19 protein-coding genes are annotated in these 13,298 nt (G+C 68.4%); 11 read left to right on the plus strand and 8 right to left on the minus strand.

Going from position 1 to position 13,298, the window contains the following annotated elements; genetic code table 11:
- Positions 1–15: 15 nt before the first annotated feature.
- The gene (locus tag Q8Q88_RS00520) at positions 16–642 is read right to left on the minus strand and encodes a class I SAM-dependent methyltransferase (RefSeq protein ID WP_305673242.1); all 627 of its coding nucleotides are present in this window, start codon (positions 640–642) and stop codon (positions 16–18) included.
- Positions 643–914: 272 nt separating this feature from the next.
- Between Q8Q88_RS00520 and Q8Q88_RS00525 the strand changes: the two genes are divergently transcribed.
- From Q8Q88_RS00525 to Q8Q88_RS00540, 4 genes are all read left to right on the plus strand, one after another.
- Positions 915–1,577, plus strand: a complete 663-nt coding sequence (locus Q8Q88_RS00525; protein WP_305673243.1) for a metalloregulator ArsR/SmtB family transcription factor — start codon at positions 915–917, stop codon at positions 1,575–1,577.
- Positions 1,574–2,779: an MFS transporter gene (locus tag Q8Q88_RS00530; RefSeq protein WP_305673244.1), complete on the plus strand. Its 1,206-nt coding sequence runs from the start codon at positions 1,574–1,576 to the stop codon at positions 2,777–2,779. Before Q8Q88_RS00525 ends, Q8Q88_RS00530 begins: the two co-directional genes overlap by 4 nt.
- Before the next feature lie 81 nt (positions 2,780–2,860).
- On the plus strand, positions 2,861–3,187 hold the full coding sequence (locus tag Q8Q88_RS00535; RefSeq protein WP_305673245.1) for a helix-turn-helix transcriptional regulator: 327 nt from the start codon (positions 2,861–2,863) through the stop codon (positions 3,185–3,187).
- A complete protein-coding gene (locus Q8Q88_RS00540; RefSeq protein ID WP_305673246.1) occupies positions 3,184–3,651 on the plus strand; it encodes an SRPBCC family protein in 468 nt (155 codons plus the stop codon). The genes Q8Q88_RS00535 and Q8Q88_RS00540 overlap by 4 nt, the downstream gene beginning before the upstream one ends.
- A 233-nt stretch (positions 3,652–3,884) precedes the next feature.
- Here the strand turns inward: Q8Q88_RS00540 and Q8Q88_RS00545 are convergent, their stop codons facing one another.
- Complete coding sequence (locus Q8Q88_RS00545) at positions 3,885–4,268, minus strand: DUF2200 domain-containing protein (RefSeq protein WP_305673247.1); 384 nt, start codon at positions 4,266–4,268, stop codon at positions 3,885–3,887.
- A 160-nt stretch (positions 4,269–4,428) separates the two neighbouring features.
- Between Q8Q88_RS00545 and Q8Q88_RS00550 the strand changes: the two genes are divergently transcribed.
- The gene (locus tag Q8Q88_RS00550) at positions 4,429–4,842 is read left to right on the plus strand and encodes an antibiotic biosynthesis monooxygenase (protein ID WP_305673248.1); all 414 of its coding nucleotides are present in this window, start codon (positions 4,429–4,431) and stop codon (positions 4,840–4,842) included.
- Here the strand turns inward: Q8Q88_RS00550 and Q8Q88_RS00555 are convergent.
- The 4 genes from Q8Q88_RS00555 to Q8Q88_RS00570 all read right to left on the minus strand — a co-directional run bounded on the left by Q8Q88_RS00555 (position 4,796) and on the right by Q8Q88_RS00570 (position 7,883).
- Positions 4,796–5,017 (minus strand): DUF2798 domain-containing protein, encoded by a 222-nt coding sequence (locus Q8Q88_RS00555; RefSeq protein ID WP_305673249.1) that lies wholly within the window; start codon positions 5,015–5,017, stop codon positions 4,796–4,798. The two genes, Q8Q88_RS00550 and Q8Q88_RS00555, sit on opposite strands and share 47 nt — an antisense overlap.
- A 144-nt stretch (positions 5,018–5,161) precedes the next feature.
- Positions 5,162–5,977 (minus strand): SDR family oxidoreductase, encoded by an 816-nt coding sequence (locus Q8Q88_RS00560; RefSeq protein WP_305673250.1) that lies wholly within the window; start codon positions 5,975–5,977, stop codon positions 5,162–5,164.
- Between the two features lie 136 nt (positions 5,978–6,113).
- The gene (locus tag Q8Q88_RS00565; RefSeq protein WP_305673251.1) at positions 6,114–7,013 is read right to left on the minus strand and encodes a LysR family transcriptional regulator; all 900 of its coding nucleotides are present in this window, start codon (positions 7,011–7,013) and stop codon (positions 6,114–6,116) included.
- 216 nt (positions 7,014–7,229) lie between these two features.
- Positions 7,230–7,883 (minus strand): AAA family ATPase, encoded by a 654-nt coding sequence (locus tag Q8Q88_RS00570; protein ID WP_305673252.1) that lies wholly within the window; start codon positions 7,881–7,883, stop codon positions 7,230–7,232.
- A 191-nt stretch (positions 7,884–8,074) separates the two neighbouring features.
- Between Q8Q88_RS00570 and Q8Q88_RS00575 the strand changes: the two genes are divergently transcribed.
- The 5 genes from Q8Q88_RS00575 (at position 8,075) to Q8Q88_RS00595 (ending at position 11,125) form a co-directional block, all read left to right on the plus strand.
- Entirely contained in the window at positions 8,075–8,428 is a 354-nt protein-coding gene (locus Q8Q88_RS00575) for a hypothetical protein (protein WP_305673253.1), read from the plus strand.
- A 105-nt stretch (positions 8,429–8,533) separates the two neighbouring features.
- On the plus strand, positions 8,534–10,144 hold the full coding sequence (locus tag Q8Q88_RS00580) for an ATP-binding protein (RefSeq protein WP_305673254.1): 1,611 nt from the start codon (positions 8,534–8,536) through the stop codon (positions 10,142–10,144).
- A 162-nt stretch (positions 10,145–10,306) separates the two neighbouring features.
- Entirely contained in the window at positions 10,307–10,657 is a 351-nt protein-coding gene (locus Q8Q88_RS00585; protein ID WP_305673255.1) for a helix-turn-helix transcriptional regulator, read from the plus strand.
- Positions 10,650–10,904 carry an SRPBCC domain-containing protein gene (locus Q8Q88_RS00590; protein WP_305673256.1) on the plus strand — a complete coding sequence of 85 codons (255 nt, stop codon included), beginning with the start codon at positions 10,650–10,652 and terminating at the stop codon, positions 10,902–10,904. Before Q8Q88_RS00585 ends, Q8Q88_RS00590 begins: the two co-directional genes overlap by 8 nt.
- Entirely contained in the window at positions 10,874–11,125 is a 252-nt protein-coding gene (locus Q8Q88_RS00595; RefSeq protein ID WP_305673257.1) for an SRPBCC domain-containing protein, read from the plus strand. The genes Q8Q88_RS00590 and Q8Q88_RS00595 overlap by 31 nt, the downstream gene beginning before the upstream one ends.
- A gap of 60 nt (positions 11,126–11,185) precedes the next feature.
- Here Q8Q88_RS00595 and Q8Q88_RS00600 read toward each other — a convergent pair whose 3' ends face one another.
- Positions 11,186–12,244 carry a class I SAM-dependent methyltransferase gene (locus Q8Q88_RS00600; RefSeq protein ID WP_305673258.1) on the minus strand — a complete coding sequence of 353 codons (1,059 nt, stop codon included), beginning with the start codon at positions 12,242–12,244 and terminating at the stop codon, positions 11,186–11,188.
- A gap of 165 nt (positions 12,245–12,409) precedes the next feature.
- Here Q8Q88_RS00600 and Q8Q88_RS00605 point away from each other — a divergent pair, with 165 nt between their 5' ends.
- A complete protein-coding gene (locus tag Q8Q88_RS00605) occupies positions 12,410–13,090 on the plus strand; it encodes a PEP-CTERM sorting domain-containing protein (protein ID WP_305673259.1) in 681 nt (226 codons plus the stop codon).
- Here the strand turns inward: Q8Q88_RS00605 and Q8Q88_RS00610 are convergent.
- Positions 13,087–13,298: integrase core domain-containing protein (locus Q8Q88_RS00610; protein WP_305673260.1), on the minus strand; the 212-nt coding region annotated here is incomplete at its 5' end. The two genes, Q8Q88_RS00605 and Q8Q88_RS00610, sit on opposite strands and share 4 nt — an antisense overlap.

Consider the following 13,298-nt stretch of genomic DNA (forward strand, 5'->3'; position numbering starts at 1 on the left):
TGATCCGCCAAGTTCCTATATCGCCCGCGCCACGATGAACACCACGCGCCGGCTGTCCGGCCCGGGTTCGCGGATCTCCTGGATTTCGAAGCCCGCGCGACGGACCAGATCGACCACCTCGGCCCGGGGGCGGATGGCGTAGACCTCATCGGGAAAGGTCGCGCGGAAGCTCTCGTCCTCGGCCGGGCGAAACCCCAGCACCAGGCGACCGCCCGGCTTCAGCACGCGCCGGGCCTCGCGCAGATGGTCCAGCGGCTCGGTCCAGAAATAGATCGTGTGGACGCTGAACGCCTTGTCAAAGGTCGCGGCCTCGTAGGGGAGCTGGTCGCTGCCGCCGAAGCGGAACTCGAGCCGGCCCGCGCGCACCAGGGCGCGGTGACGGCGCATCGCGTAGCGGTGCATCACCCAGGAGAAGTCGACGCCCGACAGCACGCCCTGGTGGGCGAGGGCCGCGGCCTTGGCCAGGGTGTGGCCGTGGCCGCAGCCGATCTCCAGCACGCGGTCGCGGGGCTCAAGGGCGAGGAGCTCGACGGCGATGTCGTTCTCCGGCGCGGTCTCCTTCGCCATGATCCGGGCCACCAGCTGGCCCAGGAGTCCGTTGGGTTTGCGGCCCTGCCGGGCGATTATCATGGGCTTGCGCATCAGGGTCTCGACGCCGGGAGAAGGGCCCTGGGGTCTGGCGATTTCAACGCGCGTTCGGTGATGTGCACTTGGGATTCTCCTGTTCGACAGGATCAGATCGCCACACCTGCGGGCGCGCGGTCTCGCCGAATTCGAAATCGGCCGATGTTTCGCGAAAACGGCGCGGTTGGGGGGAATCGGCCAGGGATAGGTGGCCGACCGATTGACGGGGTCGAGGCAATCATTCAAGACAACTCTTGAATGTAAGCGCTGCGCAAAGGCCGCCGTCAAGCATGTCTCCGAAACTGGACCTTCTCGCCGCCTTCGCCGGGGTCGCGCGCGCCCTGGGCAACGCCCATCGGCTCGATCTGCTCGAACACCTGGCCCAGGGCGACAGGAGCGTTGAAGCCCTGGCCGACAAGGCCGGACTGACGGTGGCGAACACGTCGCAGCACCTGCAGGCGCTGCGACGCGCCGGCCTCGTGCTGGGGACCCGGCGGGGCAAACAGGTCATCTACCGGCTCTCGGCCGACGACGTCCTCGACCTGGTGGCGGCTCTGCGCACCGTGGGGGAACGGCATGCGACGGGCGTCAGGCGCGTGGTCGACGACTACTTCCACGCCCGCGACGCGCTCGACGCGGTGTCGTTCGCCGCTCTGCGCGAGAGGCTGGACGATGGCCTGGTCACGCTCATCGACGTGCGGCCCGCCGACGAGTTCGCCGATGGGCATGTGCCGGGCGCCGTCAATATTCCGCTGGCGGAGCTGGAGGCGCGGCTCGGCGACTTGCCAGGCCGGACCGAGATCGTCGCCTACTGCCGCGGCCCGTGGTGCGTCCTGGCGTTCGAAGCCGTGGCGCTGCTGCGCGAGAAGGGGCGTTCGGCCCATCGCCTCGAAGGCGGCCTGCCGGAGTGGCGGCGCGCCGGGCTGGACCTGGCCACGGGACACGCCCAATGACCCGCGAAGCTCGGGTGGTGCTGGCGTTGGCCGCCGCCCAGGCCCTGTTCCAGACGGCTTCGGTGCTCATCATGACCGTAGGCGGGCTTGCCGGTCGCCTGCTGGCGCCCGATCCGGTCCTGGCGACCGTCCCGATCGCCTGTGTCGCGCTGGGAACGGCCACGGCGACCATCCCGGCCTCACTGCTTATGGGACGCATCGGCCGCCGGCCTGGGTTCGTGCTGGGCGCGCTGCTGGGCGTGCTGGGCGGAGGCCTTGCGGCCTGGGCGATCGTCATCGGCAGTTTCGCGCTTCTTTGCGTGGGGACGGCGCTTGTCGGCGCCTATCAGGGCTTCGCCCAGTTCTACCGCTTCGCCGCCGCCGAGGCCTCCAGCGAGGCGTTCCGAAGCCGGGCGATTTCCCTGGTGCTGGCCGGCGGCGTCGTGGCGGCCGTCGCGGGGCCGCACCTGGGCGCCATGACGCGAGACCTGTTCGACCCGGCCACCTATGCCGGATCGTTCCTGGTGGTGCTGGTGGCGAGCGCGCTCGCCGCCGTCCTGCTCGCCGCGACGCCGCTGACGGCCGAAGCCGTTGGCGACGGGGCTGACATGCCGGCGCGGCCTCTGGGTGAGATCGCCCGCCAGCCGCGTTTCATCGCCGCCGTCGTGGGCGCCGCAGTGGGCGCGGGCGTCATGGTGCTGGTGATGACCGCCACCCCGCTATCGATGGTGGCGCACCATCATGACGTGTCCGGAGCGGCGTTTGTCATCCAATGGCACGTGCTGGGAATGTTCGTGCCGTCGTTCTTCACGGGCTGGCTGATCAGCCGCTTTGGCCTTACCCCCATGATGCTGACAGGCGTGGTCCTGCTCCTGATTCACGTGATGATCGCCACCACCGGCGTGGCGCTGGCGCACTTCCTTTCGGGGCTGATCCTGCTCGGGGTCGGCTGGAACTTCCTCTATGTCGGGGGGAGCGCTCTTCTGACCGAGACCTACCGACCGAGTGAGCGCGCCAAGGTCCAGGCGCTCAACGACTTCCTCATTGTCGGCGTGGTGGCCGCCTCTTCCTTCTCCGCGGGCGCCTTGCTTGATGGGTTCGGATGGCGTGGCCTGAACCTCGCAGCCATCCCGCTGCTCGCCGCCGCCGCCTTGGCGGTGATCGGCGCGGCTATCGCGCGAGCTCGGTCGACGAACGCTCAGGCCAGCGCGCCAGTAGCCTAGGATCGCCCACCGACATGCTGGCGGCGAGGCTTCAAACAACGCTGACTTGACTCTTATGTAAGTATCGACTTACCGTAGGTAATGACTTACGGAAACGCCCTGGCTGCGCTCGCCGACCCGACCCGCCGACAGGTGTTCGAGTTGCTGAAGAACGGCCCGACCCCGGTCGGGGTCATCGCCGAAGCCCTGCCGGTCAGCCGGCCGGCGGTGTCGCAGCATCTCAAGGTGCTGAAGGCGGCCGGCCTGGTGGGCGACCGCGCCGAGGGGACCCGGCGTGTCTACTACATCGACCCCACGGGCCTGGGCGCGCTACGCGCCTGGCTCGACCAGTTCTGGGATGGGGCGCTCGCCGCCTTCGCGGCCGAAGTCGACAGACAGACCAACGAACAGAAGGACGACATCCCATGACATCGCAGACCATCACCGTCGCCCCGGTCCGCAAGCGCGCCCGGGTCAATACCGATCCGGCGCGCGCCTTCGAGATCTTCACCCAAGGCATGAAGTCGTGGTGGCCGGCCAGGCAGAGCATCAATCAGTCGCCGATCGCCGAGATCATCCTGGAGCCGAAGACCGGCGGTCGCTGGATGGAGCGCGGCGAGGACGGCAGCGAATGCCAGTGGGGCGAGGTGCTGGCCTGGGAACCGCCCTCGCGCTTGGTGCTGTCCTGGCAGATCAACACCCAGTGGCGGTTCGATCCCGATCTCGTCACCGAGGTCGAGGTCCGGTTCTCGGCGGACGGCGCTGGCACGGTGGTGGAACTGGAGCACCGCCTGGACGGCTATGGACCGGCCGCCGAGCAGATGCGTCAGCTGTTCGACGGACCCACGGCCTGGGAAGGCACGCTGGCCCGCTTCGCCGAGGTTGTGGGTTAGGGCGCGCGAGCAGTTTGTGGCGCGGGGGATTTTGGGGAGACGGCGCTTGGTTCCCAAGTCCTCGCCAAGCCGACCTCCGCCGCCCGGCTTCCTCAAGGGCTGCCTTGGCCTTCAGAGGTTTTCAGCATCCAGGGGATGCCGGGCGTAGACGGCGGGGGAACGCTTGATCGCCGTGCGACCGGCGTCGCCCTGAACCCTTGGCGGGCGCGTCGGGCAGCGTTGCATTGGGTATTTCAGCCCAGGGCCGAGGTCGCCTGGCCGACGGTGGGTTCCCTCAGGACCTTCGCCATCGCCTTTCCCTTGGCGAGTTCGTCGATGAGCTTGTCCAGGTAGCGGATCTCCCGCATCAGCGGTTCGGCGATGTCTTCGACGCGGACGCCGCAGACCACGCCCTTTATCTCGGCGCGGGCGGGGTGCAGTCCGGGGGCCTGGGCGAAGAAAGTCTCGAAGTCCGTCTTGTTCGCCAGGTGGGCGTCGAGCTGGTCCTGGCTCAGGCCGGTCAGCCAGAGGATGATCTCGTCGACCTCAGCCTTGGTGCGCCCCTTCTTCGCCGCCTTGGCGACGTAGTGCGGATAGACGCTGGCGAAGCTGGTTGCGTAGATTCGGTGCTTGGTCATCACGATCCGATCCGCGTTGGCGCTCTGGAGACGGTTAGCAGTTTTCGCCTTCTCACGCAGGTCGGCGCGCCGGCGACGGCGGGAACCGAGGGAAAAACGTCCTACGTGGCTCGGAGGCGCGCTGGCATAGATGGGCACCTCACAAAGGATCTCACCGCTCTTGAGCCCGTCCGAAACGCCCGCGCCTGAAATCGCAGCCACGCCGGAGCCGCCGTACTACGCGGTGATCTTCACCTCGTCGCGAACCGAGGGCGACCGGGGCTATGGGTCAATGTCCGATGAGATGCTGCGGCTGGCCGCGGCGCGGCCCGGCTTCCTCGGCGTGGAAAGCGCCCGGGAAGGGGTGGGGATCACCGTCTCCTACTGGCGCGATCTTGAGTCGATCGGGCTGTGGAAGCGCGACGCGGACCATCTGGCCGCACAACGGCTGGGGCGCGAGACCTGGTACGAGCAATATGCCGTGCGGATCGCCAAGGTCGAGAAGGCCTACGGGTTCCAGCGGGAAAAGCTGAACACGGCGCCTCCGGTCAGTCGATCAGCCGGTCGATCTGGGCCTGCAACCGCGGGCCGATGACCAGGATGGCGGGGATGACGATGACGTATCCGATGCCCCAGGAGCGCAGCCACGTCAGGGCGAACCCCTTTGAGAACCCCAGATTTAGGGCGAGAAGCGCGAAGGAGATGATTCCCGTCGTCACGACGCCCATCAGCAGCGCGAAGGCGATCTTGCGTTTCACTTGGGTGTTCATGGCGTTTGCTTTCGGTTTTCCTGGCCGCTCGCGATGGTGCGCCAGGGACAGGGTTGAAATATTCCAGGGCAGGCGCCGGCGGCAGCCGGCAAGATCGAGAGTCAGGCTCTCGAAACCCGCACGGCCCCGCAGGACTGCCGCTGGTCAGGACTGGATCTCAAATTGCGGCGCCGCCCGGTACCTGGTCGCCGGCGTGCTGGTGGAAAGGATGCCCGACAGGGCCTGGCGGTCTGCTTCGAAGGCGTCCCATCGCGCCAGATCGTGAAGGCCGGGGATGGTGACGAACTCGCCGCGCTCGAGCCCGACCAGCGCCGCGTCGACGAGCTCGTCGGCGGGCATGACGATCTCGGCCGGCAGATGATCGACGGGCGTGCCGGCGACATCCCAGAAATCGGTGGCGGTCGCGCCAGGCAGGACCACCTGCACGTGGACGCCGGTCCCGGCGAGTTCGCGATGCAGGCTCTGGCTGAACGCGAGGACGAACGCCTTGGTCCCCCCGTAGACGCCGTTCAGCAGCTCCGGCGCCACCGCGACCACCGAGGCGATGTTGACGATCGTTCCACGGCCCCTCGCGACGAAGGCCGGAACCGCGGCATAGCTGAGGCGCATCAAGGCGTCGACATTGAGCCAGATCATTGCGCTCATCGTGTTGACGTCGGCCTCTAGCAGGGGCGCGGTCGAGCCGACGCCGGCATTGTTGACCAGCAAGGTGATGCTCGGGTCGTTCGCGAGCAGCGCCTCGATCGCCAGCAGGTGGCCGGCATTGGCGAGGTCGGCTGGAACGGTCTCGACCTTGCGGCCGGTGCGTTGCTTGATCTCGGTGGCGACCTTGTCCAGCTTGTCGGCGCTGCGCGCGACCAGGATCAGGTCGTAGCCCTGGCGCGCCAGGCGATCGGCATAGATGGCGCCGATACCGCTCGACGCCCCGGTTATGAGGGCCGTGCCCTTTGTTTCGCTCATCGAACTTCCTTTCCAATGGATGCCGACCGCCCCTTCGAAGAGGCCGTCGGACGGAAGCGATTTAGGTTGGGGGCTTGGGCGTCAGTAGCCGGGGAAAGTGAGAGCGAACCTCTCACTCACCGGAACGCGGCGTCAGCTACGTATGAAAGCTATCGCAGGCGGCGCGCAGGCGCGGCGCCGCCCAATCGATGAAGGCGCGGACCTTAAGCGGCAGCAGGCCCTGCCGCGGATAGACGATATGAACCGGCCGCGGCTCCCCGTCATACTCGGTCAGGATGGCCGTCAAGGCGCCCGAGCGGACCTCGTCGCCTAGCTGATAGTCGAACAGCCGCGCGATCCCGGCGCCGCTGACCGCCGCGGCCAAATTGCTCGCGGCCGTACTGACCGCGACGCGGGTGCGCGGCGCGGCGACGACGTCCTCTCCGTCGACCGGAAAAGTCCAGAACACCGGCTTGGCCCCGAAGGCGACGCCGTCATGGTCGGCAAGGTCGCGCGGGTGGAGCGGCGTGCCGCGCCGTTCGAGATATCGCGGGCTCGCGCAAGTCAGCAGGCGAAATTCGCCGGTCCTGACGGCGTAGAGCCCGCTGTCGGCGAGGTGGCCAAGGCGGATGGCGATGTCGACATGTTCCTCGACCATGTCGACCATGCGGTCCGAGGTGACGAGCTTCAGCGTGACCTCGGGGAATTCCTCGATGAACGCCAGGGCGATCGGTACGACGTGACGCGCGCCGAATTCGATCGGCATGGTGATCGTCAGCTCGCCACGCGGCGTCTGATATTCCCCCGACACCCGCCGCTCGGCCTCGTCGAGGTCGGCGATTATCCGCCGGGCGGCCTCGACGAAGTCGCGCCCGGCGTCGGTCAGCTGGATGTTGCGGCTGGTGCGGACCAGGAGCTTGGCGCCGAGATGTCGTTCGAGATCGGCCACCTTGCGGCTGACGCTGGGAAGCGGCGCGCCGAGCTTGCGGCTGCCGGCCGACAGGCTGCCGGCGTCGACGACCGCAAGGACCACACGCATCGCGTCGAGACGATCCACCCATCACCCCTTTGTTTCAGCCGCCGATCGGCCGGCCGCGGCGAGCAGGATCGTCCCTCGAAACGCCGCGTCAACAGTGCGCACGACAATGGCCGGTCTCAGGATGAGGCGGCGAGCAGGCGACGGCCCTGAAGATCGTCGTCGTCGGCTCCGCCAGCGACAGCGCGAACCTGCTGGGGCTGATCAGGGCCTGGCCGGAGCAGCTTCGCATATAGGTCAGGCCACCTCTTCCTTCCCCGTCGCGGCCAGGCCGGCGTGGATGAAGTCCCAGAGGGCGGCGATTTCGCGGGCGGCGGCGCGGTCGGGCATTTCCTCGGCGGAGCGGCCCCGCTCGAGCGCCGTCTGGTAGATCGACCGTGACCGCACGATGACGGGGGCGACGGGCGCCTGCATGTAGTCGAGCCCCTTCAAGGCCCGCTTGACCAAGGGCGCCTCGATATTCTCCCGCGGGACAGGGGCCTGGTTCAGCACCACCGTGTAGGCCTTGCCCAGCTTGCGGACGATGGTGAGCGACCGCGCCAGGCCCGAGAGGTCGATCAGGGTCGGGCGCACGACCAGGACGGCGAAATCGGCGACGACGATGGCCTCGCCCACCTCCTCGACGGCGCCGGCCGGGGTGTCGACGATCAGCAGGTCCCTGCGCTGGGAGAGGGCCCCGAACTGCGCCGCCAGCACGTTGCGGCCCGAACAGGTGACGCAGGCCGGGCCGGAGCCTTCGCGCGCGCCCAGGATGTCACGGGCCGAAAGCTGCGGATCGATATCCACGAGCAGGGTGTCGAGGCCGCGCAGGTGGGCGCCCAGCGCGAGGTGGGTGGCCACCGTGGTCTTGCCCGAGCCCCCCTTGAGGGCGATGACCGCCAATGTCTTCAAACTCGCCTCGTCCTGCCTCGTTCTGCCGCGCGGGGGCGTTTCTCGGCCCCAATTTAGGCGGGTCCGGGGCGGAGCGCGCGCGTCCTAGCGCCGCCGTAGCCCTGATTTCGCCCCGGCAGGGTCCAGCCCTGGTCCCATTGGCCCCCGATCGTGGGCGCGTGTCGGGGGACGCCAAGCCAAATGGAGACCTCATGCGCTCAATCGCTATCCTCGGGGCCACGGCCCTCGCCTTCGCCATCGCCGCGCCCGCCATGGCCCAGACCACGGACTCAAGCCCGCCGCCGGCGAACGACGCCGCCGCCGCGCCCGCGACGACCTCCGCCGCCCCCGCCGCCGTGGCGGTCGGCCAGCCGGTGAAGGACAAGGCGGGCGCCACCATCGGCGAGGTCACCCAGGTGAAGGCCGACGCCACCGGCCGGCAGGTGGCCACCATCAAGATGGGCGCCGACAGCTTCGCGGTCGACGCCTCAAGCCTGGCGGTCGACAACGGGGCGGCGGTGATCAACGCCTCGGCCGAAGAGATCAAGGGCATGATGAAGAAGTAGCCCGACCGCGGAGCGCCTCGCTTCACCGGCGGGGCGTTTTCGTTAACGCTCTGATACCTCGGCGTGCCGCAGGGTGATCACAGTTCACCGGAGCGTTGCGTCCCCATGTTCAAGTCCGCATCCCACGATGCTTCGCCGCCCGATGTCGGGCGCCGGGGTGCGGTGGACGCGGAGCTGGCGACCTTCTTCGAAGTGTCCCTCGACATGCTGTGCATCCGGGACAAGGACTTGCGATTCGTGAAGGTGAACCAGGCCTGGGAAGCGGCGCTGGGCTATTCGATAGGCGAGCTGGAAGGCTCCCCGATGCTGGACTTCATCCATCCCGACGACGCCGGCGCCAGCCATGGCCACATGCAGCGCCTGGTGGTCGAGGAAGAGGTCGCGGGTTTCATCAACCGCTACCGTCGCCGCGACGGGACCTATCGGCACTTGGAATGGCGGGCGCGGCGGGTGGGCGACCTGGTCTATGGCGTGGCGCGCGACGTCACCGAACGGCTGGCCATCGAGGCCGAGATGGCCGCGGCCAAGGACGCCGCTGAGGCCGCCAACCGCGCCAAGAGCGACTTCCTGGCCAATATGAGCCACGAGATCCGCACCCCGCTGAACGGGGTGATCGGGGTGGCGGCGGCGCTGGCCAAGACGCAGCTGACCCCCGAACAGCGCGAGATGGTGGGGTTGATCGAGAGCTCCGGCGTGACCCTGGAGCGGCTGGTCTCCGACGTGCTGGACTTCTCCAAGATCGAGGCCGGGCGGCTGGAGATCGAGGAAGGCGTGTTCGACCTGCGCGCCGAGCTGGGCGGGGTGCTGGAGATGTTCCGGCTGCGCGCCCAGGAGAAGGGGCTGAGTTTTCCGGTGGACTGGAGCGTGGACGCACGGGGCGAGTTCCTGGGCGACAGCCTGCGGATCCGCCAGGTGGTGGCCAACCTGCTCTCCAACGCGATCAAGTTCACCGCGCTGGGCGAGGTCCGGGTGGCGATCGGCGTCGAGGACGCCGGGACGGCCGGCCAGCCGGCGACCCTGGTCCTGGAGATCGAGGACACCGGGGTGGGATTCGATGCTGTCTTCGCCGGCGACCTGTTCCAGCGCTTCAACCAGGCCGACGGCACGATCACGCGGCGCTTCGGCGGGACGGGCCTTGGCCTGTCCATCACCCGGGCGCTGGTGGAGATGATGGGCGGCGGGATCTCGGCGCGATCCGAGCCGGGGCAGGGAAGCCTGTTCCGCGTGGTGCTGCCGCTGACCCGCTGCCGGCCGCTCGCCGACTATGACGCCGACCGCAGCGCGGCGCTCGCGGCCCCGGTCGCCGACGACGAAGGCGTGCTGGCGCGGCTGGCGGGCCTGAAGGTGCTGCTGGCCGAGGACCATCCGATCAACCAGCGGGTGGTGCAGCTGATCCTGGGGCCCTTCGGGGTGGAGCTGACCACGGTGGAGGACGGCGCCCAGGCGCTGGCGGCCTTCGCCGCGGCGACCTTCGACCTGGTGCTGATGGACATGCAGATGCCGGTGATGGACGGCCTGGCCGCCACCCGCGCCATCCGCGGCGAGGAACGCCAGGCGCCCGAGCGCAGGCGCACCCCGATCGTGATGCTGAGCGCCAACGCCATGGCCCAGCACCGGCTGGACGCCGAGACGGCCGGCGCCGACCTGCACGTGGCCAAGCCGATCACGGCGACAGCCCTGGTCGAGGCGGTGGTCACGGCGTTGGACGCCGGCTAGGGCGAGCCCCGCGATTAAGCTGGAACGAACGTCAATCTGATCACGCCCTCGCCAACCAGATCGTTGGCCACTAGGCGGAGCGGCGGTCGCGGGCCGGCGAAGAACGGCGTGCCGCGACCGCCCCTTGCATGTGGCATATCCGTGCGCTAAACACTGAGCCACATGGTTCAGTATACGACAGCTCGCCTCGATGCATCGTTCGCTGCGCTCTCCGACGCCACCCGACGCGGCGTTCTGGAGCGGCTCGGACGTTCGGACGCTTCGATCACCGAGCTTGCCGACAAGTTCCACATGACCCTCACGGGCATGAGGAAGCACGTCGGCGTCTTGGAGCATGCGGGGTTCGTCACGACGGAGAAGGTCGGGCGCGTGCGGACCTGCAAGCTCGGCCCACGCGGGCTCGAGGAAGAGGCGGCATGGATCGAGAGCTACCGCCAGATCTGGGCCGCACGCTTCAACGCGTTGGATAGGGTTGTCGAGGAATTGAAACGCAAGGAGAAAATCGATGAATAGCCGCACGACGGTCGAACGGAGGTCCGAGCGCGAACTGGTCGTTACCCGCACCTTCAACGGCCCGGCGCGCATCGTGTTCGAGGCGTGGACCAAGCCCGAGTTGATGAAGCTGTGGTGGGCGCCCAAATCGGCGGGCGTGCCCCTACTTTCCTGCGAGATGGATGTTCGTGTCGGGGGCAGGTACCGTCTCAAGTTCGGGCACGACCCCGCGCGTCCATGGCGTTCTTCGGCAAGTACATCGAAGTGACACCGCCCTCGCGCCTCGTCTGGACCAATGACGAAAGTGAGGACGCCGCCGTAACCACGGTGACCTTCGAGGAAAATGACGGCAAGACGCTGCTGGTGCTGCACGAACTCTATCCCTCGAAGGAAGCGCTCGACGAGGCCATCGCCGGGATGGAGGCGGGGATGCCCGAGCAGTTCGAGCAGTTGGACGAACTCCTCGCCACCCTGTGCGCGAGCGTGTGACGGTCACGAGCCCTGCAACCCGATCGGCCCTGCCTCGGCGGCGCCTTATGAGCGCACTGCCTAGGTTTTCCGCAACCAGAACGAGGCGCCGTAGAGGTTGAGGGTCGCCCGCGGGTCCTGGGCGAGCCCCGCCTTAGCGTGGGCGGCGAGGGCCGGGTCCTGGTGGACGTACCAGCACGGGAACAGGATCTCGAAGGCGTCGCGGCCGAACAGTAGCGCCACGGCCAACAGGTACTGCTCGTTCCACAGCCGCCCCACATGGCCGGAGATGTAGTCGTCGGGCAGGTAGATGTCGTGGACCTGGACGATCACCCCTGGCGCCAGGCGCGGCAGGATGTCGAGGAAGAAGGCGGTGACGTCCGAGCCCTGGAACGACCGGTGCGAGGAGTCGAGGAAGAGGATGTCGCCGGGCGCCAGGGCCTCGAACATCTCCGTGGGGCAGTCTTCCAAGGGGCGGCGGATCACCTCGTCGCAGAGGGCGTCGATCTCGCTTCGGGGCTGGGGGTCGATGGAGGTGAGGCGGGTCCGCAGGCCGTAGCGGGCGACGGCGCGGCGGGCGAACTTGGTGGAGGTCCCCGAGCCGATCTCCACGAAGCGGGCGGGGTCGTGGGCGCGCAGCATCTGGGTCAGGACCATGCCGTCGAGCGGCGGGAACCAGGCGTTGAGCCAGAAGGGCGTGGGGGTGTCGTAGGCGCCGCCGAGCGGGATGTCGTCGAAGTCGGCGGCGATCTCGGAAAGGCCGTCGAGCAGGTCGCGATAGCGCGCCGCGCCCGCGCCGATCAGGGCGGCGAGCTGGGGGTGGGACGGGCGGCCCGAGCCGTAGCGGACGCTGGAGCGGTAGGGATAGTCGATCACCTTGAAGGCGTGCTCGGCCTGGTCGGTGGAGAAGGGGCCGCCGTGCAGGGCGGCCTCGAGGTCGGCCCTGGCGTCGGGCGCCTGGAGCAGGACCAGCCCCTCGTCGCGGCGGCCGAGCTTGCAGAGGGCGACGCCCAGATAGCGCCTCGCCTGGGGGTGGTCGGGCGCGGTCGCGAGGACCTGGCGGAAGATCAGCTCGGCATGGTTCAGCATGTGCTCGCGCAGGCGGGTGACGCCGATGGCGAGCTGCTGGTCCTGGGTCATCGCCAAATCCTAGCGCACGGGAAGCGGGTGTCGAGGCCACGGAAGGCCACTCGCCCGAGGCGCGAGCGGCGATTCCCGTCCCGGCAATAATCCGACTAGGTCATGCGGGGCGCCAGGCCGCGCCGTAAGTCCTCCGCCAGCTGGAGGAGCTCAAAATGTTGCTTAATGTCCAAACCCGCTTCGGACGTGGCGCGTCGCGCCTCGCAGAGCTTTGGGGCGGCGGCCGGCGTCAGCACCATGTGCATCAACTACTACTGCCCATATTTCTCGATCACCCACGCCTCGACCGAGTTCATCGCTCCGAGCAGCTTCACGGCCTCGCACCTGATCGTGCCGATCGCCATGTCGAGCCCCTATGGCAACCGCCGCGTGGGCTTCGGCATCTCGCAGTTCAACGAGGCCACCTCGGCCTGGGACGGCCTGGGCTACATGCAGGTGGAGAGCGGCCTGCTGCCCAGCGGGGCCGTGCTGGAGGTGGACGTGCCCCTCGGAATCTCCGGCGCGCGCTATGTCGACTACAACACCATCCCGATCAGCTTCGTGGCGGGCAAACGCTATCAGATCGCGGCCTCCGGCTGGGCCGGGGCGGCGGGACCGATGAGCTGGTACCTGAGCGACATGGCCGCCGCGCCGGGGCAGTCGCTGCAGTACGACAACATCCAGGGGACCTCGTCCCTGGCCTGGCAGCCGGCCTTCGCCTTCACCGACGGCGGCGGCCTGACCGCCGCGCCGAGCCCGCCGGTCTCCGGCGTGCCGGAGCCGGGCGCCTGGGCGATGATGATCCTGGGCTTCTTCGGCCTGGGCTCGATGCTGCGGCGCCGGCGGGAGGGGGTCGTGCTGGCCTAGGTGTGGAGCCTCAATAGGTTGTCCGCGTCCAGGCCGAGTCGGCTGATGGGTGTCTGAGGCTTTATCCCGCCGTGCGGTCGATGCCAGTTGTAGCGATGCAGCCAGAAGGGCAGCTCGGCGGTGCGGCGATCTGAGGTCGGGTAAGCCTGGGCGTAGGCCCATTCCCGTAGCGCGGTTTGGATGAAGCGTTCGGCCTTGCCGTTGGTCT

Source organism: Phenylobacterium sp. (genome assembly GCF_030697925.1).
Taxonomy (GTDB): domain Bacteria; phylum Pseudomonadota; class Alphaproteobacteria; order Caulobacterales; family Caulobacteraceae; genus Phenylobacterium.